This window comes from Caulobacter segnis (assembly GCF_031454995.1).
Lineage (GTDB): Bacteria > Pseudomonadota > Alphaproteobacteria > Caulobacterales > Caulobacteraceae > Caulobacter > Caulobacter segnis_E.
In genome coordinates, this window is sequence record NZ_JAVDRV010000004.1 from 200,266 (window position 1) to 222,814 (window position 22,549).

22 protein-coding genes, 1 pseudogene and 1 riboswitch are annotated in these 22,549 nt (G+C 70.0%); of the genes and pseudogenes, 14 read left to right on the plus strand and 9 right to left on the minus strand.

Features of this window, described 5'->3' with window-relative positions; all coding sequences use genetic code 11:
• Nucleotides 1–3: 3 nt before the first annotated feature.
• Nucleotides 4–85, minus strand: a riboswitch (ZMP/ZTP riboswitch).
• 161 nt (nucleotides 86–246) lie between these two features.
• The 4 genes from J2728_RS15285 to J2728_RS15300 all read left to right on the plus strand — a co-directional run bounded on the left by J2728_RS15285 (nucleotide 247) and on the right by J2728_RS15300 (nucleotide 7,934).
• The gene (locus tag J2728_RS15285) at nucleotides 247–2,556 is read left to right on the plus strand and encodes a TonB-dependent receptor (protein ID WP_310000472.1); all 2,310 of its coding nucleotides are present in this window, start codon (nucleotides 247–249) and stop codon (nucleotides 2,554–2,556) included.
• A 149-nt stretch (nucleotides 2,557–2,705) separates the two neighbouring features.
• A complete protein-coding gene (locus tag J2728_RS15290) occupies nucleotides 2,706–3,389 on the plus strand; it encodes a Fe2+-dependent dioxygenase (RefSeq protein WP_310000474.1) in 684 nt (227 codons plus the stop codon).
• A 93-nt stretch (nucleotides 3,390–3,482) separates the two neighbouring features.
• Complete coding sequence (locus J2728_RS15295; protein WP_310000477.1) at nucleotides 3,483–6,215, plus strand: PAS domain-containing hybrid sensor histidine kinase/response regulator; 2,733 nt, start codon at nucleotides 3,483–3,485, stop codon at nucleotides 6,213–6,215.
• A 66-nt stretch (nucleotides 6,216–6,281) separates the two neighbouring features.
• On the plus strand, nucleotides 6,282–7,934 hold the full coding sequence (locus tag J2728_RS15300) for an MFS transporter (protein ID WP_310000480.1): 1,653 nt from the start codon (nucleotides 6,282–6,284) through the stop codon (nucleotides 7,932–7,934).
• On the opposite strand, the gene J2728_RS15305 is transcribed toward J2728_RS15300, so the two are convergent.
• Complete coding sequence (locus J2728_RS15305) at nucleotides 7,931–8,839, minus strand: NAD(P)-dependent oxidoreductase (RefSeq protein WP_310000482.1); 909 nt, start codon at nucleotides 8,837–8,839, stop codon at nucleotides 7,931–7,933. The two genes, J2728_RS15300 and J2728_RS15305, sit on opposite strands and share 4 nt — an antisense overlap.
• A gap of 17 nt (nucleotides 8,840–8,856) precedes the next feature.
• Complete coding sequence (locus J2728_RS15310) at nucleotides 8,857–9,168, minus strand: MliC family protein (RefSeq protein ID WP_310000484.1); 312 nt, start codon at nucleotides 9,166–9,168, stop codon at nucleotides 8,857–8,859.
• A gap of 139 nt (nucleotides 9,169–9,307) precedes the next feature.
• On the opposite strand from J2728_RS15310, the pseudogene J2728_RS15315 reads away from it, so the two are divergent.
• The 3 genes and pseudogenes from J2728_RS15315 to J2728_RS15325 form a co-directional block, all read left to right on the plus strand.
• A pseudogene (locus J2728_RS15315) lies at nucleotides 9,308–9,815 on the plus strand ((2Fe-2S)-binding protein); the annotation flags it as partial.
• On the plus strand, nucleotides 9,760–11,934 hold the full coding sequence (locus J2728_RS15320) for a xanthine dehydrogenase family protein molybdopterin-binding subunit (protein WP_310000486.1): 2,175 nt from the start codon (nucleotides 9,760–9,762) through the stop codon (nucleotides 11,932–11,934). The pseudogene J2728_RS15315 and the gene J2728_RS15320, both read left to right, overlap by 56 nt.
• Nucleotides 11,935–12,005: 71 nt before the next feature.
• Nucleotides 12,006–12,224 carry a hypothetical protein gene (locus J2728_RS15325; RefSeq protein ID WP_310000488.1) on the plus strand — a complete coding sequence of 73 codons (219 nt, stop codon included), beginning with the start codon at nucleotides 12,006–12,008 and terminating at the stop codon, nucleotides 12,222–12,224.
• Here the strand turns inward: J2728_RS15325 and J2728_RS15330 are convergent.
• Nucleotides 12,196–12,855: a nucleotidyltransferase family protein gene (locus J2728_RS15330; protein ID WP_310000490.1), complete on the minus strand. Its 660-nt coding sequence runs from the start codon at nucleotides 12,853–12,855 to the stop codon at nucleotides 12,196–12,198. The two genes, J2728_RS15325 and J2728_RS15330, sit on opposite strands and share 29 nt — an antisense overlap.
• Before the next feature lie 29 nt (nucleotides 12,856–12,884).
• Between J2728_RS15330 and moaA the strand changes: the two genes are divergently transcribed.
• The 5 genes from moaA to moaC are packed head-to-tail and all read left to right on the plus strand — an operon-like array spanning nucleotide 12,885 to nucleotide 15,663.
• The gene (gene moaA / locus J2728_RS15335) at nucleotides 12,885–13,928 is read left to right on the plus strand and encodes a GTP 3',8-cyclase MoaA (protein ID WP_310000675.1); all 1,044 of its coding nucleotides are present in this window, start codon (nucleotides 12,885–12,887) and stop codon (nucleotides 13,926–13,928) included.
• Between the two features lie 2 nt (nucleotides 13,929–13,930).
• Nucleotides 13,931–14,170 (plus strand): MoaD/ThiS family protein, encoded by a 240-nt coding sequence (locus tag J2728_RS15340; RefSeq protein WP_310000492.1) that lies wholly within the window; start codon nucleotides 13,931–13,933, stop codon nucleotides 14,168–14,170.
• The gene (locus tag J2728_RS15345; protein ID WP_310000493.1) at nucleotides 14,167–14,610 is read left to right on the plus strand and encodes a molybdenum cofactor biosynthesis protein MoaE; all 444 of its coding nucleotides are present in this window, start codon (nucleotides 14,167–14,169) and stop codon (nucleotides 14,608–14,610) included. Before J2728_RS15340 ends, J2728_RS15345 begins: the two co-directional genes overlap by 4 nt.
• A gap of 11 nt (nucleotides 14,611–14,621) precedes the next feature.
• Entirely contained in the window at nucleotides 14,622–15,176 is a 555-nt protein-coding gene (gene moaB, locus J2728_RS15350; protein WP_310000494.1) for a molybdenum cofactor biosynthesis protein B, read from the plus strand.
• Between the two features lie 13 nt (nucleotides 15,177–15,189).
• Nucleotides 15,190–15,663 (plus strand): cyclic pyranopterin monophosphate synthase MoaC, encoded by a 474-nt coding sequence (gene moaC, locus J2728_RS15355; protein WP_310000497.1) that lies wholly within the window; start codon nucleotides 15,190–15,192, stop codon nucleotides 15,661–15,663.
• Nucleotides 15,664–15,676: 13 nt separating this feature from the next.
• Here the strand turns inward: moaC and J2728_RS15360 are convergent, their stop codons facing one another.
• The 6 genes from J2728_RS15360 to tsaD all read right to left on the minus strand — a co-directional run bounded on the left by J2728_RS15360 (nucleotide 15,677) and on the right by tsaD (nucleotide 20,803).
• Nucleotides 15,677–16,021: a YciI family protein gene (locus J2728_RS15360; protein ID WP_310000499.1), complete on the minus strand. Its 345-nt coding sequence runs from the start codon at nucleotides 16,019–16,021 to the stop codon at nucleotides 15,677–15,679.
• 96 nt (nucleotides 16,022–16,117) lie between these two features.
• Nucleotides 16,118–17,917, minus strand: coding sequence for a methyl-accepting chemotaxis protein (locus J2728_RS15365; RefSeq protein WP_310000500.1), 1,800 nt, complete (start codon nucleotides 17,915–17,917; stop codon nucleotides 16,118–16,120).
• 120 nt (nucleotides 17,918–18,037) lie between these two features.
• On the minus strand, nucleotides 18,038–18,403 hold the full coding sequence (locus tag J2728_RS15370; RefSeq protein WP_310000501.1) for a Rieske (2Fe-2S) protein: 366 nt from the start codon (nucleotides 18,401–18,403) through the stop codon (nucleotides 18,038–18,040).
• A 4-nt stretch (nucleotides 18,404–18,407) separates the two neighbouring features.
• Nucleotides 18,408–18,689, minus strand: a complete 282-nt coding sequence (locus J2728_RS15375) for a YciI family protein (protein WP_013077265.1) — start codon at nucleotides 18,687–18,689, stop codon at nucleotides 18,408–18,410.
• 15 nt (nucleotides 18,690–18,704) lie between these two features.
• Nucleotides 18,705–19,703 (minus strand): NAD(P)H-dependent glycerol-3-phosphate dehydrogenase, encoded by a 999-nt coding sequence (locus J2728_RS15380; RefSeq protein ID WP_310000508.1) that lies wholly within the window; start codon nucleotides 19,701–19,703, stop codon nucleotides 18,705–18,707.
• Nucleotides 19,700–20,803, minus strand: a complete 1,104-nt coding sequence (gene tsaD / locus J2728_RS15385) for a tRNA (adenosine(37)-N6)-threonylcarbamoyltransferase complex transferase subunit TsaD (protein WP_310000510.1) — start codon at nucleotides 20,801–20,803, stop codon at nucleotides 19,700–19,702. The genes J2728_RS15380 and tsaD overlap by 4 nt, the downstream gene beginning before the upstream one ends.
• 70 nt (nucleotides 20,804–20,873) lie before the next feature.
• Here tsaD and hemC point away from each other — a divergent pair, with 70 nt between their 5' ends.
• Both hemC and J2728_RS15395 read left to right on the plus strand, forming a co-directional pair.
• A complete protein-coding gene (hemC, locus tag J2728_RS15390) occupies nucleotides 20,874–21,842 on the plus strand; it encodes a hydroxymethylbilane synthase (RefSeq protein WP_310000512.1) in 969 nt (322 codons plus the stop codon).
• 3 nt (nucleotides 21,843–21,845) lie between these two features.
• Nucleotides 21,846–22,532: a uroporphyrinogen-III synthase gene (locus J2728_RS15395; protein WP_310000515.1), complete on the plus strand. Its 687-nt coding sequence runs from the start codon at nucleotides 21,846–21,848 to the stop codon at nucleotides 22,530–22,532.
• Nucleotides 22,533–22,549: the final 17 nt, after the last annotated feature.

The following is a 22,549-nucleotide window of genomic DNA, read 5'->3' on the forward strand; positions in this document are numbered from 1 at the left end:
AGGGAGGGACGCCCAGGCGAACGGCTTTGAACGTCCGCGCTTCCCGAGGGTCGTTTCCCTCCGAACGCCAGTCGCGCGAACGCCACCCCTTAGCACACAAGGGCTGGCGAGGGGAGCGCGGGGTCATCAACGCGACACGGAAATCGCAATTGCGAGCGATTATCATTGCGAGCGCGTCTCAAGCTCGATAAGAACGCTTCGCAATTTCAGGAAGGGCCACCAAGCGCTCTCTGGGGAAAGATCAATATGCGTAATCCGACCTTCGCCGGCATCGTGAGCCGGCCACGCCGCGCCCTGGGCGCCGCCGCCGTCGCCGGCCTCGCGGGCCTTGGCCTGGCTCAGGCCGCCTCGGCCGCCGCCGTGGACGCCGCCGCCCCGATCGCCACGGCGCCCGCCGACAGCACCGAGGTCTCGTCGGTGAAGATCGACGCCAAGCGCGTGGCCGATCCCTCGTCGAGCAAGTTCACCGCGCCGCTGCTGGACACGCCGCGTTCGGTGACCGTCATCCCGTCCATGATCATCGAGCAGACCGCCGCGACCTCGTTGCAGGACATCCTGCGCACCTCGCCCGGCATCACCTTCGGCGCCGGCGAGGGCGGTCAGCCGCTGGCCGATCGTCCGTTTATCCGCGGCCAGAGCTCGGGCAACAACGTCTTCGTCGACGGCGTGCGCGACACGGGCGGTCAGACGCGGGAGGTGTTCAACCTCGAACAGGTCGAAGTGATCAAGGGGCCGGACTCGGTCTATAGCGGCCGCGGTTCGGGCGGCGGCAGCATCAATCTGTCGTCCAAGACTCCCAAGGCCGAGAGCTTCGTGGGCGGTTCCGCCGCCGCCGGTACGGACCAGTATTATCGCGTCACGGCCGACGGCAACTATGCCTTCGCCAAGAACGCGGCCTTCCGCCTGAACCTGATGGCGACCGGCGGCGACACGCCGGGACGTGACGGCGTGGATTTCAAGCGCTGGGGCGTCGCGCCCTCGCTGGCCTTCGGGATCGACACCGACACCCAGGCGACGCTGAGCTACTATCACCTGGATACCGACCAGGATCCGGACTACGGCATCCCGCTGGCCTCCAAGCGCACCTGGGGCGTCGCCGGCACGGACAGCCGGACTCGTCCAGCCAGCGGCATTCTCGACGTTTCGCGCGACGCCTACTACGGCCTGGAGCGCGACTGGATGAAGACCAAGGCCGATATCGCCACGGTCGCTGTCCGCCATGAGATCAACGATGACCTCGCGATCCGTCAGGTGGTCCGTTACGGCAAGACGCGGAACGACTACCTGGTCACCAACCCCGGCGACGGCGGCGCGGCCCAGTTCGTGGCCGGCGAGTGGTGGATGAAGCGCGGGACCAAGTCGCGCTGGAACGAGACGACCACCACCGCCTTCGTGACCGATCTGACCGGCAAGTTCGAACTGGCCGGCCTGAAGAACCGCTTCAACATCGGCGTGGAGCTGTCGCGCGAGGTCAATGACAACACGAGCTACGTGATCTTCACGACGGCGGGCGCGGCCTGCCCGGCTGGCTTCACCGGCGCGGGAACGGGTGACTGCACGCGGCTCTACGCGCCCAATCCGGGCGACGCCTGGACCGGCGTGATCAACCGAGGTCCGCTCTCGACCTCGAAGACCCGCAACGGTTCGATCTACGCCTTCGACACGATCGACCTGACCGACAAGCTGCTGCTGAACGTCGGCGTCCGCTACGACGACTATTCGACCCAGGGCGTCAACGCCGCCGCCACCAGCGCCAACGGCGTCGTGACGGGCGTGACCTACACCAACCTGCCCAAGGCCAGCTGGGACTTCGTCAACTACCAGATCGGCCTGAACTACAAGCCGACCCCGTCCAGCAGCCTCTACGTCTCGTACGCCACGTCCTCGACGCCGCCGAACATCGCCGGCGGCGACCAGAATACGGCGGCGTCGCCGGCTCAGGTCGTGCTGGATCCCGAGGACACCACCAGCATCGAAGCTGGCGCCAAGTGGAACGTCTTCAACGACAAGCTGGCTTTGTCTGGCGCGGTCTTCCGCACCGAGCGCAAGAACGCCCAGATCGCGCTCAGCGCGACCGAGGTCGCCCAGGCCGGCGAAGTGCGCGTGCAAGGCGTCGAGATTGGCGTCTCGGGCTATGTGACCCGCGCCTGGCAGGTGTTCGGCGGCTACACCTACATGGACAGCGAGCTGGTGAAGGGCCCCTACACCAGCGTCAACATCGGCGATCCGCTGGCCAATACGCCCAAGAACACCGTCAGCCTGTTCACGACCTACCGCGTGCTGCCGCGGCTGTCGGTCGGCGGCGGCGTCTACTACGTGTCGAAGATGTTCGGCGGCAACCAGGGCGGCGCCGGCGGCGGGACCAACAAGGTCTTCGCGCCGTCGTACACCCGCTACGACGCCTTCGCCTCGTGGACCATCAACAAGACGGCCAGCCTGCAGCTCAACGTTCAGAACCTGACGGACGAGCGCTACATTCTGCGGACCAACGGCGTGCACCACGCCGATCCGGCGCCGGGCCGCCAAGCGATCCTGACCTTGAATGTGAAGTACTGATCCTCCCCTCACGGTGCTTCATATCAACGCCCCGCCCGGCTTGCGTCGGTCGGGGCGTTTTTCCTTTCGATCCAGGCGATGATCTGATCCGGATCAAGGGCGATGCCGGCCCATACAGATAGGAATGGTTCGCAAATAGGATGTCGCTCATGATGCTGCAGATCCCCGAGGCGCTGACCAAGGCCCAAGTCGCCGAATGCCGCGCGATCCTCGACGCCGGTCCCTGGGTCGACGGCAACGTGACCTCCGGCTTCCAGGCCGCGCGCGCCAAGAACAACGAGCAACTGCCGCAGGAGAGCGCCGAGGCCCGACAGGTCGGGGCGATCATCGTGCAGGCGCTGCAGTCCAATCCGTTGTTCGTCTCGGCCGCCCTGCCACACACCATCCTGTCGCCGATGTTCAACCGCTACGGCGAGGGCATGGGTTTCAAGGACCATGTCGACAACTCGATCCGCCGCGATCCCGTGACCGGCCAGCGGCTGCGCACGGACCTGTCCTGCACGCTCTTCCTGGCCGAGCCCGAGGACTATGACGGCGGCGAACTGGTCGTGAACGACCTCTATGGCGACCACGTCGTCAAGTTGGGCGCGGGGGACGCGATCCTCTATCCCAGCACCAGCCTGCACCACGTCACGCCGGTCACGCGCGGCGCGCGGGTGGCGAGCTTCTTCTGGATCCAGAGCCTGGTGCGCGACGACGTCAAGCGCGCCCTGCTGCTGGACATGGACGTCGCCATCCAGCGCCTGTCGCGCAAGGTCGATCAGGACGAGGAGGGCATCCTTTCCCTGACCGGCGTCTATCACAACCTGCTTCGGCAGTGGGCCGAGGTCTGACGGATTTCGGTCGCGTCGTTGGAAGAACGCCGCTATCGCGAACCTAAAGTTTACGGTTGCGCCGCACGATCCGCCCAACTTGGCGGAGACTGAATGTCGGAGACGGCGATCAAGTCGGACGGCGCGCAAGCGACAGCGCGCGGGCCCTCGTCTTTCGACGAGGCCGAGGCCGCGCGCTGGTTCTTCGACAACGCCAGCGATCTCTTCACCGTCGTTTCACCGGAGGGGCGGTTCGTCAGGGTCAACGCCGCCTGGACCATGCTCACCGGCTGGTCGGCCGATGAGCTGGTGGGGCATCCGACCATCAAGTTCGTCCATCCCGACAGCCACGCCGAACTGATCGCCTCCTCGCGCCGTCTGCGCGAGACGGGATCGGCGATCAACGAGGTTCGGGTTCTCTGCAAGGACGGCCGCTGGGTCTGGCTGCAGGGCCGCTCTCGTCTGGGGCCGCGTGGCGAGATGATCGGGCTGATGCACGACATCTCGGGCGAGGTCGAGGCGCGGCTCGAACTGGAGGCCGCTCGCCGCACCCACGAGATGCTGGCCGAGGCCGCCGGCATCGGCATCTGGAGCTACGAACCCGAGCAAGGCCGGATCGACTGGACGCCCGACGCCGTGGCGGCGCTGGGACTGACGCCGGCCGACATCGCCACGCCGTCCCAGTTCTTCGACCGTATCGCGCCGGAACACCGCGCCAAGGTCATGGAAGCCTTCGGCCGGGCGGTCGAGAGGGGCGAAGGCGGATCGATGGAGTATCGCGTGCGCGGTCATCACGGCCGCTGGCTGACCTTCCGCGGCACCTATCGCGCCGAGCCGCGCGCGGGCGGCCTCCACGCCCTCAAGGGCATTTCACAGAACATCACCGACGTGGCGCGCAGCCGCGACAAGGCCATCTGGAGCGAGCGCCGCGCCCGCCGCCTGATCGAGGACGCGCCGTTCGCGGTCGGCGTCTACGACGTCGACATGCGCCTTCGCCTGGTCAGTCCCAAGTTTCTCGAGATCTTCAAGGCGTCCGAAGCGGACGTGATCGGCAAATCCCTGGACGAGCTGACGGGCGGCGGCCGGCGCCGTTTCGTGGCCGGTGTCGCGCGGGCGCTGTCGGGCGAAACGGTGACGCGCCGCGAGGACCGCCTCCGCGACGCCGAGGGCGAGGCGCATTGCCTGCGTTGGGAAGCGCGCCCCTGGCGCGACGTGAAAGGCGAGATCGTCGGCGTCATCACCTACATGGACGAGGTGACGGCGCTGGCGGCGGCGCGGCGGGAAGCGCGGATCAACGCGCGTCGTCTGAAGGTGGCCTTGGGCGCGGCCCGGGCCGGTGTCTACGAGATCGACCACGAGCGCGAGAGCTTCTGGGGCTCGCCCGAGTTTCACCGGATGATGGGACGGCGCGTCGGTTACGACGATGTCCGCGAAGCGATCTGGCCGATGATCCATCCCGAGGATCGGCGGAAGCTCTACGCCGCCGCGGCGGAGTGGCGGCGACAGGGCGACACCGGCGCGCACGAATACGATGTGCGGCTTTGCCCGCCCGAAGGCGAGACCCGCTGGATCAGGGTCTTCCACGAGGTTCGACGCGATCCCACCGGCCGTCCGCGCAAGGCGTTCGGTCTGGTCCTCGATATAGACGAACACAAGCGGGCCGAGCTGGCCCTGGTGGCGGCCGAACGCGCGGCACAGTCCGCCAGCGAGGCCAAGGCGCAGTTCCTGGCCAATATGAGTCATGAAATCCGCACGCCGATGAACGGCGTCCTGGGCGTGCTGCATGTCCTCAAGCGCGAGCTGCCGGCCGGCGAGAACGCCGACCTGCTGGGGGAGGCGCTCGCGGCGGGTCAAATGCTCTCCACCCTGCTCGACGACGTGATCGACATTTCCCGCATCGAAGCCGGGCGGCTTGAGCTGAGCCACGAGGCGGTGGATCCCGCCGAGCTGGCGCGCGGCGTGGTCCGGCTGCTGGCGGGTCCGGCGTCCGAGAAGGGGCTGCGGCTGGATCTCGACATCGTTCAGAACCTGGGCTGGATCGAGACCGACGCGACCCGGGTGCGTCAGGCGCTGTTCAACCTGATCGGCAACGCGGTGAAGTTCACGGTCAAGGGCTCGGTCACCGTGCGGGTGCGAAGGCTTGGAGCGCCCGACGACCAGCGCCTGGTCTTCGACGTGATCGACACCGGCGTCGGCGTGCCGCTGGCGGCCCAGGCGCGATTGTTCGAACGCTTCCAGCAGGGCGACGCCAGCACCACGCGTCGGTTCGGCGGATCGGGACTGGGCCTGACCATCAGCCGAAATCTCGCGCGCATGCTGGGGGGAGACATCACCTTCAGCTCCAAGCCAGGCGCCGGCGCGACCTTCAGCCTGACCATCGCCGCCCCGGTCGCCGCGCCGCCCGAAGGCGCGGAAGCCGCCGCCGAGGACCTGCTGGCGGGCCTGCGCGTGCTGGTGGTCGAGGACAACGCCACCAACCAACTAGTGGCTCGGCGCATCCTCGAGCAGCTCGGCGCGGCGGTCACGGTGGCCGACGATGGCGCCGCCGGCGTCGCCGCCGCGCGCGACGGCGGCTTCGACCTGATCCTGATGGACGTGCAGATGCCCGGCATGGACGGGCTCGAGGCGGCCCGTCGGATTCGCGCGCTGCCTGGCCCGGCCGGGCGGGCGCCGATCGTCGCCCTAACCGCCAATGTCATGGCCCATCAGCGCGCCGCCTACCGCGCCGCGGGCATGGACGGCGTCGCCGCCAAGCCTATTTCCCCAACCGCCCTGGTCGCCGAGATTCTCCGTCTGTCGAACAATGGGGCATCCGGCGCGGGCGCTTCGCTAGGCGCGTTCGCCTAACAACGTTCCGCCTCTTTCCCCGGCTGGCTGAAGCGCGCTAAAGCAGGAGAAAATCGGGGGGAACATATGGCTGACCAAAGTCAGGAACGCGCCTCGATGCGCACCGTGGTGGCGGCGTCCTCGGCCGGCACCGCGTTCGAGTGGTACGACTTCTTCATCTTCGGCAGCCTGGCCCAGGTCATCTCCAAGACCTTCTTCGCCGGCCTGCCCGAGACGGCGGGCTACATCGCCGCCCTGGCCCTGTTCGGGGTGGGCTTCGCGTTCCGCCCGCTGGGCGCCCTGGTGTTCGGCAAGATCGGCGACCAGGCCGGCCGCAAGGGGGCGTTCCTGGCCACCGTGCTGCTGATGGGCGGCGCGACCTTCGCCATCGCCTTCCTGCCGACCTATCAGCAGGCGGGGATCATCTCGCCGATCCTGCTCGTGTTGATGCGCTGCGTGCAGGGCTTCGCCCTCGGCGGCGAGTACGGCGGCGCGGCGATCTATGTCGCCGAACACTCGCCGCCGCACCAGCGGGGCTGGTCCACCTCCTGGGTGCAGACCTCGGCCGCGTTCGGCCTGTTCGGCGCCCTCCTGGTGATCCTGCTCACCCGCTGGGTCCTCGGCGTTCATGTCGGACCGGAAGCCTTCGACGCCTGGGGCTGGCGCATCCCGTTCGCCGTCTCGATAGGCCTGCTGGGTGTCTCGGTGTGGATGCGGATGAAGCTGACCGAAAGCCCCGCCTTCGAGGCCATGAAGGCCGAGGGCGAAGCCTCCAAGGCGCCCTATGCCGAGGCGTTCGGCCAATGGAAGAACCTGAAACTGGTTCTGCTGGCCTTCTTCGCCGTGATGTCGGCGCAGGGGGCGGTCTGGTACACCAGCTTCTTCTACGTCCAGACCTTCATGGAGAAGTTCCTGAAGGTCGATCCAGTCGACATCAACGGCTTGATGATGACCGCCACGGCGATCAGCGCCGTCTTCTACGTCGTGTTCGGCTGGTTGTCGGACCGGATCGGCCGCAAGCCCGTGATGCTGGGCGGCATGACCTTGGCGCTCTTGTTCTACTTCCCCGGCTTCCACCTCTTGGAAAAGGCCGCCAACCCCGCGCTCGCCGAAGCCAGCGCCCGCGCGCCCGTGGTGGTGGTCGCCGATCCGAAGGACTGCTCGCTGCAGTTCGACCCGGTGGGCAAGGCGGCCTTCGTCACCGCCTGCGACATCGTCAAGAGCGCCCTGGCCAACGCCGGCGTTTCCTACGCTAACCAGAAGGCCCCGGCCGGAACCGCGGCGACCATGAAGGTCGGCGGCGTCGAGGTCGTGTCCCAGAGCGCCAAGGGCTTGCCCAAGACCGAGGCCAAGGTCGTCAAGGCGGCGGTCGAGGCCAGGATCAAGGCGGCCCTGGCCGACGCCGGCTATCCGGCCAAGGCCGACCCGGCCCGGATGAACCGGCCGATGATCCTGGGGGTGCTGTTCGTGTTCGTGATCGCGGCCACGGCCCTGTTCGGTCCGTTGGCGGCGAGCTTGGTCGAGCTCTTCCCAACCCGCGTGCGCTACACGGCGCTATCGTTGCCCTACCATATCGGCACGGGCTGGGTCGGCGGCTTCGTGCCCTTTTTCGCCTTCGCCATCGTCACCGCCGTCGGCGATATCTACGCCGGTCTCTGGTACCCGGTGGCCTTCACCCTGATCAGCGTGCTGACCACGGTGTTCTTCCTGCCGGAGACCAAGGGGCGGCCGCTGGACTAGCGCCGTGCTCCGTCCGACCTCGCCACGGGCAGGATGTCGACGATGACGCCCGCGGCCGTCAGCGCCTCGAGCGTCGCGGGCGAGACCGGTCCCGCGCGCAGCCAGACGACCTGACGGCCTTCGCGCGCCAGAGACGCCAGATGGTCGGCGTCGGCCTCGCCCGGCGCCAGCCGCTCGACGTCGCGGCGGGCCAGGCGGACGACCTCCGGATCGGCGGCCGCGTCGATGACCACGACGTCGGCGGTTCCGAGGGCGCGGACCGCTCGCAGGCTCAGGAGATCGACCGGCCCGTCGGCGGCCAACAGCTTCACGCCGCCGGCGCGGGCTTCGCCGTTGGCCAGGGCCTCGCGGAGCAGGGCCTCGGCCTGGGCCATGTCGCCGGCCAGGGCGGCCTCCGCCGCCGGGCCGCGCACGGCCGCGCGGAGGAAGGCGCGCCGTTCGTGCAGCACCGGCAGGGCGCGGCGCACCTCGTCCTGGAATCGGGAGAGCAGGGCGGCGACCCGACCGACGCCTTCGGGGACCTGCGTCTCGATGGCGTTGCGCAAGAGCGTCGCCATGACCGGCGCCGAGCCGCCCGTCCCGACCGCCGCCACGACCTGGCCCCGGTCGATAATGGCGGGCGTGTTGAAGTCGCAGAGGGCGGGGCGATCGACGACGTTGACCAGCGCGCCAGCCGCCCGCGCCGCGGCGACGGCCGCCTGGACGAAGGCCTCGTCGGCGTCGCCCACGAACACCAGGACGGCGTCCCGATAGGCGTCGGCGGCGAAGGCCTCCGGGCCTTCCAGGCGCACGACCGCGGCGGGGGAGCCTTCGAACAGCCGGGCCTTGGCCTCGGCCGGCTCGCCCGAACCGGCGATCACGACCTTGCGCCCGGCCAGGGGGAAATAGGCGGGAAAAGAGTCCAACGTCGGGTCCTTTGGAACTACTGCGACCGGCAATCCCGATAGGGGCCGCCGGGGAAACCCTTCAGCGTGGCGTCCGGACCCTTGCCCCAGATCTCGGCCTGGCCCGCCGTGTAGCGCGCGCCCGAGCCCGAGCGCGCCAGCTTCAAGGTCCGTGTGACGCCGCCGGCGCTGACCACGACCCGCTTGCCGTGCAGGGCGTAGGCGGCCGTGAAGCTCTTGCCCGCCTGGCAGCGGTAGCGGATCGGCGCGTCGGTGGCGTCCGGCGCCAGGGTCGCGCAGCCCGCCGCCGTCAGGGCCAGCAGGACAAGGGGGACGAGGGCGCGCCGCATACCGGAGCCTCCAGGTAATCGATCGTGTCAGCATAGCGGGTTTGATCGACCACGATCCAGGCGGACACGATTTACGCTGGTCAATCCAGATGTGAACGGTGTTAGCTTTGGGGCGGGCGACCGCCGGGAGGCACACAACATGGCGACCACGCTGGACATCAATGGCAAGACGGTGACGGCGGGGGGCGCGCCCGACACGCCGCTGCTCTGGGTCCTCAGGGACGAGCTGGGGCTGACCGGTACGAAGTTCGGCTGCGGCGTGGCCCAGTGCGGGGCCTGCACGGTGCATCTGGACGGCCAGCCGATCCGTTCGTGCGTGACGCCGATCGCCGCGGTCGGCGCGGGCAAGATCACCACGATCGAAGGCCTTGGCGGCGCCCACCCAGTGCAAGAGGCCTGGGTGCGCCACGACGCGCCCCAATGCGGCTACTGCCAGTCGGGCCAGATCATGTCGGCCGCCGCGCTGTTGGCCGAGAAGCCCAAGCCCTCGGACGAGGACATCGACGCCGCCATGGCCGGAAACATCTGCCGCTGCGGCGCCTATCAGCGCATCCGGGCGGCGATCAAGGACGTCGCCGAGGGGGGCGCCCGATGAACAAGCCCTTCAAGCCCGAGGCGCCCAGCCGTCGCGACGTGGTCGTGGCCGCCACTCTGGTCGGCGGATCGCTGCTGGTGGGGTGCTCGCCGGCCGACCTGATGAGCCTGGGCTCCAAGGTCGAGGTCGGCGCCTTCGGCCCCTTCATCAAGATCGCGCCCGACGGCGCGGTGACCGTGATCTCCAAGCATATCGAGTTCGGCCAGGGCAACCACGCGGGCCTCGCCGCCATCGTCGCCGAGGAGCTGGACGCCGATTGGGCTCGGGTCCGGGTGGAGCAGGCGCCCGCCAACGCCAAGCTCTATTCCAACGGCAATGTCGGCGCGCAGCTGACGGGCGGCTCGTCGGCGATCTCCAACTCCTGGGACCAATTGCGCAAGGCTGGGGCCACCGCCCGCGCCATGTTCGTCCAGGCCGCCGCCAATCGCTGGAACGTCCCGGTCGGCGAGATCACGGTCAAGGACAGCCTCCTGACCCACGCCTCGGGCAAGACCGCGACCTTCGCCGACCTGCTCGCGGACGCGGCCAAGGTCCCGCCGCCGGCCGACGTCAAGCTGAAGGACCCCAAGACCTTCACCCTGATCGGCACGGACCGGGTGCGCCGCAAGGACTCCCGGGCCAAGAGCGACGGGACGGCGCGCTACACCCAGGACGTCCGCCTTCCGAACATGCTGACCGCCATGGTCGCCCACCCGCCGCGCTTCGGCGCCAAGGTGAAGAGCTTCGACGCGACGGAGGCCAAGAAGGTCGCGGGCGTGGTCGATGTGTTCGAGGTCCCGTCCGGCGTGGCGGTGGTCGCCCAGAACACCTACGCCGCCAAGCTGGGCCGCGAGGCGCTGAATGTCGCCTGGGACGAGGACAAGGCTGAAAAGCGGGGGTCGGCCGCGATCGCCCAGCATTTCAAGGACATCCTCGCCGGCAAGGATACGTCGGTCGAATGGGAGCCGTTCGATCAGCGCGGCGACGCTTCGTCCCTGGCCACGGCCAAGGGCGAGGACGTGTTCGAGGCGACCTACGAATTCCCCTATCTGGCCCACGCCACCATGGAGCCGATGAACTGCGTCGCCTCGGTGGACGGCTCGAAGGTCAAGCTCGTGTTCGGGTCGCAAGGTCCGACGCTGGATCAGCTGAACGCGGCCAAGATCGTTGGCTGCCTGCCGGGGTCCGTCGAGATCGAGACCCTGTTCGCCGGCGGCTCTTTTGGTCGGCGGGCCAACTTCCAGTCCGACTATGTCGCCGAATGCGTCCACATCGCCAAGAAGGTCGGCGACGGCCGACCGGTGAAGCTGGTCTGGACGCGCGAGGACGACATGCGGGCCGGCTATTTCCGCCCGATCGTGATCCATGCGGTCAAGGTCACGCTGGACAAGGACGGCTATCCGGCGGCCTGGCGCCATCGGATCGTCACCCAGTCGATCATGAAGGGCTCGCCCATGCCGATGGGCAAGGGGCCGGACCAGACCGCCATCGAGGGCGCGGCGGGATCGCCGTACCTGAAGGCCACGCCCGTGGTCGACGCCCAGGTCGCTTTCCCGGACGTGGGCGTGCCGGTGCTGTGGTGGCGCTCGGTGGGCGCGACGCACACCGCCTTCGTCATGGAGCACACGATCGACCAGCTGGCCCGCAAGGCCGGCAAGGATCCGGTCGACTATCGCCGCGCGCTCTATCGCAAGGCCGGCGCCGACCGGCATCTGGCGGCGCTGAACCACGCCATCGACAAGGCCGGGCCTGAGGCGACGCCCGGCTGGGCGCGGGGCGTGGCCGTGCACGAGAGCTTCGGCTCGGTGGTCGCCCAGGTCGCCGAGGTCAAGCGCGAGGATGGCGTCCCGCGCGTCGGCCGCGTGATCGCGGCCGTCGACTGCGGCGTGGCCGTCTCCCCCGACCAGATCGCCGCCCAGATGGAGGGCGGGATTTGCTATGGCCTGTCGGCGGCGCTGTTTGGCGAAGTGACCCTGACGGACGGCAGGGTCGATCAGGGCAATTTCGACACCTATCGCGTGCTGCGGATCAATGAGGCGCCGATGGTGGAGACCCATATCGTGCCCTCTGGTAAACCGCCCAGCGGGGTGGGCGAGCCCGGCACGCCCGTGATCGCGCCGGCCGTCGCCAACGCCCTGCTGGCGCTGGACCAGCGGGCCACCTCCCGACTTCCCCTAATCCGGGGCGCCTGACGCCGCGGCAGGCTGGACGGAATCGACCTATCCGAGCATTGTGTCCCTGTTCGCCAAAGCGTGGGGTGGTCATGGCCGAGCTGTCCGGTTCCTCGGAAGACCAAGTCGAGGATGATGTCGCGGAGTTTCGGGCGGCGCTGTCTCGAATCCGAGAGGATCACCGGAGGGTGTTGCTGATCCTGGTGCCGCGCCTCGCGGCGATGCAGGAGCGAGGCGATACCGAAGGCGCCCTGGCCCTGGTCGCCAAGATTCAGCAAATCCTCAGCGATCCGGAGCGCTCGCTCCAATAGGACGCGGGAGTCGGCCGAGGTCTTCGGGCCTGTCCACATCGAGCAGGACGCCGGGGTCATCCACCTCGACCGCGATGAGGCGAGATCCGGCCTGGGCCAGCAGCATACGCGCGCCCTCGTCACCCGAGAGCCTCTGGAGGGCGGCCCGCCAATCGGCGCCGAACAGCACCGGATGACCGCGCCGTCCGGCGTGGACGGGAACGACGATGCCGTCGGATTTGTCCAACGCCGCGGCCAGCCTCGCCGGCGTCTCGGGAGCGATCGCGGGCATGTCGGCCAGGAATACGAACACGCCCCGCGTGTCGGCCGGAAGCGCGGCGGCGGCGGTCCGCAGCGACGCGCCCATGCCTTCGTCGGCGCTGACGACCGGGACCAGCACGAGCCGATCGCCAGCGTCCCGGCGGGCGGCGGCCTTCCCGAGGGCCGAGATAAGCCGGGGATCGTCTCCCACCGCCGCGAAGACCCGACGCACGGGCGCGGCGAGGGCGGTCCACAACGCCCAACTGGCCAGGGGCTCGCCCTTGAGGTCGGCTAGCAGCTTGTCACCGCCGAACCGGACGCCGCGTCCCGCCGCGAGAAGCACGGCGTCCAAGACGGGAACGTCCAAGACCGGGGTATGGCTTTGCGTCATCGGCTCCAGCGCCTATCTTGCGGTCAGACATGACGCCCTATGACGACAGCGCCGCGCAAGCGGTCTTGGCCGCGCCCAGCCCGCCCGTCTTGGTGGACGGCTTCGGCCGCGCCGTCACCTACCTGCGGGTCTCGGTCACCGACCGCTGCGACCTGCGCTGCGTCTACTGCATGGCCGAGCACATGACCTTCCTGCCGAAGGCCGAGGTGCTGACCCTGGAGGAGCTGGACCGTCTGGCCTCGACCTTCATCGGCCTGGGCGTGCGCAAGCTGCGCCTGACCGGCGGCGAGCCGCTGGTCCGCAAGGGGTTCATGACCCTGGTGGAGCGCCTGTCGCGGCACCTGGCGTCGGGGGCCCTGGACGAGCTGACCCTGACCACCAACGGCGCTCAGCTGGAGCGTTATGCCGCCGAGCTCGCCAGCCACGGCGTGCGGCGGATCAACGTGTCGCTGGACACCCTGGACCCGGCGACATTCCGTCGGTTGACCCGAGGCGGCGACGTGGCGCGGGTGATCGCCGGGATCGACGCGGCGCAGGCCGCGGGCATGGCGGTGAAGATCAACGCCGTGGCCCTAAAGGACGACAACGCCAAGGATCTGCCGAACCTGATCGCCTGGGCCCACGCGCGGGGCCGCGACATCAGCCTGATCGAAACCATGCCCTTGGGCGAGGTCGACCAGGATCGCACCGACCAGTTCCTGTCCCTGGCCGAGGTGCGGCGCGATCTTTCCTCGTATTGGACGCTGGAGGACATCCCGCTCGCCACCGGCGGGCCGGCCCGCTACGTCCGGATCGCCGAGACGGGCGGCCGCCTGGGCTTCATCACGCCGCTCAGCCATAATTTCTGCGACGCCTGCAATCGGGTGCGCCTGACCTGCACCGGAACGCTGCACACCTGCCTTGGCCGCGACGACGCCAGCGACCTGCGCGCCGTGCTGCGCTCGGGCGCCGACGAGGCGGGGCTGCGCGCGGCCATCTTCGCGGCCATCGGGACCAAGCCCCAGGGGCATGACTTCCAGATCGCCGCGGCGCGTCCCGCCGTCGCCCGCCACATGTCGACGACGGGAGGCTAGGGATGGCGCGCGTGCTGTTGTTCGGACGCCTGGCGGACCAGGCCGGCTGGCGGGACCGCCGGATCGAGGCGGAAGATCTCGCCGCCCTGCGCGCGGCGCTCGCCGCCGAGGACGCGGGCCTGGGCGAGGCCTTGGCCGCGCCGGGCGTGCAGGTCGCTGTCGACAAGGTCCTGGTTCGGGGCGAGGCGGCTCTGGCGGCCGGCGCCGAAGTCGCCTTCCTGCCGCCGATGAGCGGCGGATGAAGATCGCGCTCACCGACCAGCCGTTCGAGCCGGGCGCGCTGGTCACGGCCTTCTGCGCCGATCGGTCCGAGACGGGCGCCGTCGCGACGTTCGTGGGACTGGCCCGCGCCGAGCGGGGCGCCGCCGCGGCGCTCGAGCTCGAGGCCTATCCCGGCTTCACCGAGGCGGCGATCGGCGAGATCGCGAACCAGGCCGTCGCGCGCTTCGGGCTGCGGGACGTCCAGGTCGTCCATCGCGTGGGCCGCATCGCGCCGGGCGAGGCGATCGTCTTCGTCGCCACGGCGGCCGGCCACCGTCGCGAGGCCTTCGAGGCCTGTGACTTCCTGATGGACTATCTGAAGAGCCGCGCCCCCTTCTGGAAGAAGGAGCACGGTCCGGACGGCGCGCGCTGGATCGAGCCGACGGACCGCGATAGGTCAGACGCTCAACGCTGGGATTGAGGGGAGAGACGATGTCGGACGCGGGCCTGAAGCCGGGCGGCGGGATCAAGCCGGAGCTGCCCTTCAAGCCGGTGCGCGTGGCGGTGCTGACCGTTTCGGACACCCGCGACGAGGCGAGCGACACCTCGGGCCAGATCCTGGTCGAGCGGATCAAGGCCGCGGGTCACGAGCTTGCCGGCCGTGTCGTGGTCCGCGACGACATCGAGCGCGTTCGGGGGCAGGTCCGCGACTGGATCGACAGCCAGACCGTCGACGCCATCGTCACCACGGGCGGCACCGGCCTGACCGGCCGCGACGTCACGGTCGAGGCGCTGGAGCCCCTGTTCGACAAGAAGATCGACGGCTTTTCGGTGGTCTTCCACCTGGTGTCCTACGCCTCGGTGGGCCTTTCGACCCTGCAGTCGCGGGCCACGGCCGGCCTGATCGGCGGGGTCTTCGTCTTCTGCCTGCCGGGCAGCAACGGCGCGGTGAAGGACGGCTGGGACAAGGTGATCAGCGCCCAGCTCGACAGCCGCCACAAGCCCTGCAACATGGTCGAGCTGATGCCGCGCTTGCTCGAACAATGAGGCTTCTGGAACCGTGAGCAAGCTGACCCACATCGACGACCAGGGCCGCGCCCGCATGGTCGACGTCTCCGACAAGCCGGCGACCGCCCGCGAGGCGGTCGCCATCGGCTTCGTGCGGATGAGCCCCGAGACCCTGGCGTTGGCGGTGTCGGGCTCGGGCCGCAAGGGCGACGTGCGCGCCGTGGCCGAGCTGGCCGGGGTGATGGCGGCCAAGAAGACCTCGGACCTGATCCCGCTATGCCATCCGCTGGCGCTGTCGAAGGTCGAGGTGTCGGTCGAGCCGGCCGAGGGCGGGCTTTCGGTGACGGCGAGGGTCAAGACCACCGGCCCCACCGGCGTCGAGATGGAGGCCCTGACGGCCGCCTCGATCGCCTGCCTGACCATCTACGACATGCTGAAAGCCGCCGAGAAGGGCATGGTCATCGAGGCCGTGCGCCTGCTGGAAAAGACCGGCGGCAAGTCGGGAGACTGGCTGGCGGAGCGCTAGGCGGTCTGGGCGTCTAATCCCTGGGGCCCGACGCCGGATCCAGAGGCCAGACCTCGACGACGCCCTGGGCCACCGCGCAGGGACTTTGGGCCGCGATGGCGATCGCGGCGTCCAGGTCCGGGGCCTCGATGAGGGCGAAACCCGCTATCGGCAGATCGGCGGACAAGAATGAGCCCTCCGTCACTTCCACCTTCGCGGCGTCATGATTTCGCACCTGCACGGGCCTACCCGCCACACCCATGACGTCGCCTTCGCGCACGCGCCGGGCGTCGGCCGCATGCGCGGCGTCTCGCGCCACCTTGGCCGTCCGATCGTAACCGGACCTGTCTCCATAGCCGATGGTGATGAACCGGGGCATGAGGTCTGAACGCGAAGGTCTAACGGCGGTTCTCCGCAAGCCCTGGGCTTTCCGCCGTCAGACCGTCGTGCAGGGCGGCCAGGGCCGCCGCTCGGCTTACGCCGCCGCCGCGGTCCGCGCTTCGGCGCTGATCCGAAGTTCGCCCATGCGTTGGGCCAGGCGGGTGGCTTCCTGGGCCAGGGCGTGGCTGGCGGCGGTGGTCTCCTCGACCATGGCCGCGTTTTGCTGGGTGACCTGGTCCATCTGGGCGACGGCGCCATTGACCTCGGCCAGGCCGCGCGCCTGTTCGGCGGCGGAGGCGGCCATGTCGCGGACCAGACCGTCGATCTGCTGCACCTCGGTGGCGATGGCGCGCAGGACCTCGCCGGTGCGGCCCACCCGCTCGACGCCGTGTTCAACCTCCGCCGAGCTGGTCGCGATCAGGTCCTTGATCTCCTTGGCCGCGTCGGCCGAGCGTTGAGCCAGGGCTCGCACTTCCTGGGCGACGACCGCGAAACCGCGGCCGGCTTCCCCGGCGCGGGCGGCCTCGACCCCGGCGTTCAGGGCCAGAAGGTTGGTCTGGAAGGCGATTTCGTCGATCACGACGATGATCTGGCCGATTTGCGCGGAGGACTTCTCGATCGCCTCCATCGCCCCGACGGCCTGGTCGACGATGTCGCCGCTGGCGCCGGCGGCCTCGCGCGCCCGTTCCACCACCGAGCGGGTGCGGCCGGTCGTCTCGGCGGTCTGGCGCACCTTGGCGGTGATCTGGTCTAGGGCCGCGGCGGTCTCCTCCAGGCTGGCCGCCTGCTGTTCCGTGCGGCGGGCCAGGTCATCGGCGGCGGACGTGATCTCACGCGAGCCGCCGTGGATCATGTTGGTGGCCTCCAGCGAGGAGGCGATCACGGCCGACAGCTTCTCGACGGCGGCGTTGTAGTCGACGCGCAGCCGCTCATAGCCCTCGGGGAAATGTCGATCGATGCGATGCGACAGGTCGCCGTCCGACAGGTGATCCAGCGCCTCGGCGAGGCTGCTGACGACGGCTTTCTGCACCGCCTCGGCCTCGTCGCGACGCCGCTCGGCCTCGCGCCGCTCGGCTTCCAGGGCTTCTCGCACATCGGCCGCCTCCAGGTCCTTCTGGCGCGCCTCGATCGTCTCGTGAAAGGTGCGCAGGGCGTGGGTCATCTCGCCGATCTCGTCGCGGCTCTTGATGACGGGCAGGACCACATTGACGTCGCCGTTCGCCAGGCCCCGCAGGGCGCGGGTCACGGACGTCAGGGGCAGGATCAGGCCTTGGCGGGCGGCGAAGATCAGCACGCCGGCGAACACGGCGGCGGTCAGCAGCAGGGCGCCCATCACCGCCTGGCCCAGCAGGCCCAGCGACTTGGCGGCCGCGGCGTCGCGGGTGGCGGTGGCCTCGATCTTTCCGGAGGCCGCCTCCATCTTGTCCTCGAGCACGGAGAATTGGGCCGCGAAGCCGGGGAGCTGGGCGCGGGCTCCGGCGGGATCGGTGTCGGCGATGGCGACGATGCCGTTGGCGGCCGCGATATAGGCGGCCAGGGGCGCCTTCACCTCGGAGAGCGCCGCGCTGATCGCCGGGTCATGGGCCAGTTGCCCCCCCTGAGCGATATCGTCCTTGAAGGCGGCGGTGTGCTCGGCCAGGTCGGCGCGGACGGCCTTCAGATCCACGCCGAGCGCCGGATCGCTGGACATGATGGCGCCCATGACGTCGGCGCGCAGGGCGTCGTGCATCATGTCGCCGTGCATGTGCAGGCGCAGGATGCGGGCCGAGCCTTCCTCGCGGACCAGGGCGGAGTCGAGGCTGTGAGCCACCCAAAGTCCCGTTCCGGCCGTCGCCGCGCATAGCAGGGCCGCGCCCGCCGCCGCGCCCATGACCTTCCGCCCGAGGGACGCCATCTAGACTTCTCCGCCTTCGCTTGATCGCGTGGGAGGATGCGGGACGATTTGCTAACCGCGCTTAATCACGTCGTCCAACCGGCAGTGGCATAGTGTCGCGCCGGGTCGTCCGGCGATCGCCTAGGCGACGATGATCTGGCCGTCGCGAACGGTCACCGGCCAGGGCGTCAGGGCTTGGCCGGGGCAGGGGCCGGCGACGCAAGCGCCGCCCTCGATCTTGAACAGCGCGCCGTGCCCCGCGCACAGGATGTAGTCGTTCTCGCGCGTCAGATAGCGGCCGGCGAACCCCGCCAGCGGCCAGCCGGCGTGCGGGCAGCTGTCGACATAGCCGACCAGCGTCTCGCCCCGGCGCACCACGAAACCGGCGAACAGCGCCTCGCCCTCGCGGAAGCGGAAGCCCTTCGAGCCGGGCGAGGGGATCTCGTCCAGCGCGCAGAGCGGGGTCCCGGCGGCGGGGCGGGCGAGATTGTCGGGATCGCCGCGCAAGGGCCTAGAGCGCGCCGATCGCCACGCGCCAGGGCCGGACCTCGACGCTTTCGAACACGCCGGCGGCGGTGAAGGGGTCGTTGTCGGCCTGGGCCTGGGCGGCGGCCAGGTCCTCGGCCTCGACGATCAGCAGCGAGCCGATCGGATTGCCGTCGTCACCCAGCAGAGCGCCGGCCAGCTTCAGGCCCTGGGACTGGTTCAGATAGTCGAGGTGCGTGGGGCGGGTGGCTAGACGGGTGTCCAGCGCGCCGGGCTTGTCCTTGCAGATGATGGCGAAGAGGGCCATGCGGAGATCCTTGTTCTAGAAACCTTCGGACTTCAGCGGGCGCGACAGCAGCCCGGCGATGGCGGCGTCGACGGCCAGGTCGCCGTCGAGGATGGCGGCGACCGCCTCGCAGATCGGAACCTCGACGCCCAGCTTGCGCGCCAGCGCCCGGACGGCGGGGGCCGAGGCCACGCCCTCGGCGACCGACAGCTTGCCGGCCAGGGCCTGCTCCAGGGTCAGGCCCTGGCCCAGGGCCAGGCCGACGCTCATGTTGCGCGACTGCGGGCTGGAGCAGGTCAGAACCAGGTCGCCCAGGCCGCACAGGCCGTTCAGCGTCTCGGCCCGAGCCCCGAGGGCCACGGCGAAGCGGGTCAGTTCGGCGAAGCCGCGGGTGATCACCGAGGCGTGGGCGCTGCGGCCCAGGCCCTTGCCCTCGACGACGCCGCAGGCGATGGCCAGGACGTTTTTCACCGCTCCGCCGGCCTCGGCCCCGATCATGTCGGCGGCCACATAGGGGCGGAAGGTCGGGGTGGCGATGGCGTGGGCGATGGCGCGCGCCAGCTCCTCGTCGTCGCAGGCGAGCGTGACGGCGGTGGGCAGGCCTCGGGCCACCTCGCCGGCGAAGCTGGGACCCGATAGCACCGCGATCGGCGCGCCGGGGATGGTCTCGGCCGCGACCTCGGTCATCAGCTTCAGCGAGCCTTGCTCGACGCCCTTGGCGCACAGCACGACGGGGACCCTGGCCTTCAGGTGGGGCGCCAGGGCGCTCAAAGCCGAACGCAGATGCTGGGCCGGCGCGACGGCCAGGATCAGGTCGCGGTCCGCGAGGGCGCTCATGTCGGCGGTCGCGCGGATGGTCGGCTCCAGCGTCACGCCCGGCAGGAACAGGGCGTTCTCGTGGGTCTCGTTGATCGAGGCCACGACCTCGGTCTCGCGCGCCTGCAGCGTGACCGCGAGTCCGGCCCGGGCGCAGACCTGGGCCAGGGCGGTGCCCCAGGCGCCGGCGCCGATGACGCCCGCATGGTGGAAGGTCATGCCTTGGCTCCCTTGCGGCCGTAAGCGTTGGCGGGATTGGCGAGCGCGGCGGCCTCGTCCAGCGGCCAGCGCGGACGGGCGACGGCGTCGAGGTCGTCGGAGATCCCCAGCGCCAGCCGCTCGGCCCCGGCCAGGGCGATCATGGCGGCGTTGTCGGTGCAGTAGGCCAGCGGCGGGGCGGCGAAGGTGAAGCCGTTTTTCTCGCAGTTGGCCAAGAGGGCCGCGCGCACCACGCCATTCGCCGCCACGCCGCCGGCGACGACGAAGCGGAGATCCGCCGGCTCGTGACTTTCCTTGTAGAGCTTCATGGCCCGATCGACCCGTTCGGACAGTTGGCGGGCGATGGCGGCCTGGACGCCGGCGGCCAGATCGCGGCGTTCCTCGTCGGTGGTCAGGGTCTCGGCGATCCGCGCGGCGGCGGTCTTCAGGCCTGAGAACGAGAAGTCGCAATCCTTGCGGCCCAGCAGGGCGCGGGGCAGCGGGTAGCGGTCGGGGTTCCCGCCCACGGCCAGCTTCTCCAGCGCCGGACCGCCGGGATAGGGCAGGCCCAGGCTCTTGCCGATCTTGTCGAAGGCTTCGCCGGCGGCGTCGTCGATCGTGGTGCCCAGGCGCTTGCAGGCCCCCACGCCGGCGACCTCCAGAAGCTGGCAATGGCCGCCAGAGACCAGCAGCAGCAGGAACGGATAGCCGACATCCGCGCCAAGACGGGCCGAGACCGCGTGGCCTTCCAGATGGTTCACCGCCACCAGCGGCACGCCGCGCGCCAGCGAGACCGCCTTGCCGAACGCCAGGCCCACCATGACCCCGCCGACGAGACCGGGGCCGGCGGTGGCCGCCACGCCGTCGAGCTCCTCGAAGCCGAGACCCGCCGCCCGCATCGCCTCGGCGGCGATGGCGTCGATCGACTCGACATGGGCGCGGGCGGCCAGCTCGGGCACCACGCCGCCGAAGGGCGCGTGCTGCTCGAACTGCGTCCCGATGACCGACGACAGCACGCTGACGCTCCCGTCTTCCTCGCGGCGCACGACCGAGGCCGCGGTCTCGTCGCAGCTGGTCTCCAGGCCGAGGATCGTGAGCCCCGAGGGCTTAAGGGTGGTCATTTGTTGCGGGCCTTTCGCCGCTCCTGTAGCAGCGAGGATGAATTTCGCTTCCGCAGGTAACGTTCCGACCGTGTCCCGGCAACCTCCCATCCGCATCGGCGCGCGCGGCTCCAAGCTCTCGCTGGCGCAATCCGGCTTGATGCAGGCCCGTATCGCCGCCGCGCTCGGCGCGCCGGCCGGCGCTTCCAAGGACGAGATCGAGGCCTTCGCGCCGCTGATCCCGATCGTCACCAGCGGCGACCGCATCCAGGATCGCCGTCTGATGGAGATCGGCGGCAAGGGCCTCTTCACCAAGGAAATCGAGGAAGCCCTGCTGGACGGCCGCATCGACTGCGCCGTCCACTCGCTGAAGGACATGCCCGCCGAGCTGCCGCCAGGCCTTGTCCTGGCCGCGACGCCGGAACGGGAAGACCCGCGCGACGCCTTCATCAGCCACGTGTGCGAGCGGCTCGAAGACCTGCCCAAGGGCGCGCGCCTCGGCACCGCCAGCCTGCGCCGCCAGGCCCAGGCCCTGCACGCGCGGCCCGACCTCGAGATCGTCATGTTGCGCGGCAATGTCGATACGCGCCTGGCCAAGTTGGAGCGCGGCGAGGCCGACGCCATCCTGTTGGCGCAGTCGGGCCTCAATCGCCTGGGCCTTGGCCACCTGACCAAAAGCTGGATCGATCCCGACGCCTGCCCGCCGGCGCCCGGCCAGGGCGCCCTGGTCATCGAGACGCGGGCCGAGGATGTCGGCGCCCCTTGGCTCGACGCGGTCCGCTGCCGGCCCACGACCATCGCGGTCGCCGCCGAGCGCGGGGCGCTGCTGGCCTTGGAAGGGTCGTGCCGCACCGCCATCGGCGCCCGCGCCACCCTGAACGGCGCGCGCCTGTCGATGATCGTCGAGGCCCTGACCCCGAACGGCTCGCGACGTTTCCGTCGCCACGGCGAGATCACCCTGTCGGGAGCCGACGACGCCGGCGAAGCCCTGGCGTTGGGCCTCAAGCTGGGCGGCGAGGTCCGCGCCGAAGGCGGCGACGCCATCCTGCTGCCGGAATAGGCCATGAACGAGGGCGCGCCGGTCTGGATCACGCGCGCCCAGCCCGGCGCCGAGGCCACCGCCGCCAAGGTCGCGACGCTTGGCTTCGCGCCAATCGTCGATCCGCTGCTGGAGGTCGCGCCGATCGCCGCGTCGATCGATCTGGCGGACGCCGCGGCCCTGGCCTTCACGAGCGCCAACGGCGTCCAGGCCTTCTCGCGACTGTGCGATTCCAGGGCCTTGCCCGTGTTCACCGTTGGCCGCGCAACGGCCGTGGCGGCGCGCGAGGCGGGGTTCACTCAGGTCTCCAGCGCGGACGGCGATGTCGAGGACCTGGCCCGTCTGATCCTTACCGCCCGGCCGGACTCCATCCTGTGGGCCGGAGCCCGGGAGCCCGCCGGCGATCTGGTGGCGGCGTTGAACGACGCGGGCGTGGCCGCGCGCGGCGTGGCGGTCTACGAGACGGTCGATCGGGCGCCTTCCGAGGCGACCCTGGCGCTTCTGGGCCGGCCCCTATCCGTGCTTCTCCACTCGCCCCGAGCGGCTCGCGGGCTGGCCGGCATCCTGAGGTGTCGACCCGCCCAAGCGTTGCGAGCGCTATGTCTTTCCGAGGCGGTCGCGGCGCCCCTGGACGGGCTCGTCGAAAGCGGCTCTGTGGCCCGCGCGCCGCGGCCGGACGAAACCGCGCTGTTGGCCCTGCTCTCGGCTTAAGCGCAACGTTGCGCGGC

What these genes read in the sequence shown, in the direction of transcription:
- J2728_RS15285 (WP_310000472.1), top strand. Translation starts at nt 247, where the DNA reads ATGCGTAATCCGACCTTCGCCGGCATCGTGAGCCGGCCACGCCGCGCC.
- J2728_RS15290 (WP_310000474.1), top strand. Translation starts at nt 2,706, where the DNA reads ATGATGCTGCAGATCCCCGAGGCGCTGACCAAGGCCCAAGTCGCCGAA.
- J2728_RS15295 (WP_310000477.1), top strand. Translation starts at nt 3,483, where the DNA reads ATGTCGGAGACGGCGATCAAGTCGGACGGCGCGCAAGCGACAGCGCGC.
- J2728_RS15300 (WP_310000480.1), top strand. Translation starts at nt 6,282, where the DNA reads ATGGCTGACCAAAGTCAGGAACGCGCCTCGATGCGCACCGTGGTGGCG.
- J2728_RS15310 (WP_310000484.1), bottom strand. Translation starts at nt 9,168, where the DNA reads ATGCGGCGCGCCCTCGTCCCCCTTGTCCTGCTGGCCCTGACGGCGGCG.
- J2728_RS15320 (WP_310000486.1), top strand. Translation starts at nt 9,760, where the DNA reads ATGAACAAGCCCTTCAAGCCCGAGGCGCCCAGCCGTCGCGACGTGGTC.
- J2728_RS15325 (WP_310000488.1), top strand. Translation starts at nt 12,006, where the DNA reads ATGGCCGAGCTGTCCGGTTCCTCGGAAGACCAAGTCGAGGATGATGTC.
- J2728_RS15330 (WP_310000490.1), bottom strand. Translation starts at nt 12,855, where the DNA reads ATGACGCAAAGCCATACCCCGGTCTTGGACGTTCCCGTCTTGGACGCC.
- moaA (WP_310000675.1), top strand. Translation starts at nt 12,885, where the DNA reads ATGACGCCCTATGACGACAGCGCCGCGCAAGCGGTCTTGGCCGCGCCC.
- J2728_RS15340 (WP_310000492.1), top strand. Translation starts at nt 13,931, where the DNA reads ATGGCGCGCGTGCTGTTGTTCGGACGCCTGGCGGACCAGGCCGGCTGG.
- J2728_RS15345 (WP_310000493.1), top strand. Translation starts at nt 14,167, where the DNA reads ATGAAGATCGCGCTCACCGACCAGCCGTTCGAGCCGGGCGCGCTGGTC.
- moaB (WP_310000494.1), top strand. Translation starts at nt 14,622, where the DNA reads ATGTCGGACGCGGGCCTGAAGCCGGGCGGCGGGATCAAGCCGGAGCTG.
- J2728_RS15360 (WP_310000499.1), bottom strand. Translation starts at nt 16,021, where the DNA reads ATGCCCCGGTTCATCACCATCGGCTATGGAGACAGGTCCGGTTACGAT.
- J2728_RS15365 (WP_310000500.1), bottom strand. Translation starts at nt 17,917, where the DNA reads ATGGCGTCCCTCGGGCGGAAGGTCATGGGCGCGGCGGCGGGCGCGGCC.
- J2728_RS15375 (WP_013077265.1), bottom strand. Translation starts at nt 18,689, where the DNA reads ATGGCCCTCTTCGCCATCATCTGCAAGGACAAGCCCGGCGCGCTGGAC.
- J2728_RS15380 (WP_310000508.1), bottom strand. Translation starts at nt 19,703, where the DNA reads ATGACCTTCCACCATGCGGGCGTCATCGGCGCCGGCGCCTGGGGCACC.
- tsaD (WP_310000510.1), bottom strand. Translation starts at nt 20,803, where the DNA reads ATGACCACCCTTAAGCCCTCGGGGCTCACGATCCTCGGCCTGGAGACC.
- J2728_RS15395 (WP_310000515.1), top strand. Translation starts at nt 21,846, where the DNA reads ATGAACGAGGGCGCGCCGGTCTGGATCACGCGCGCCCAGCCCGGCGCC.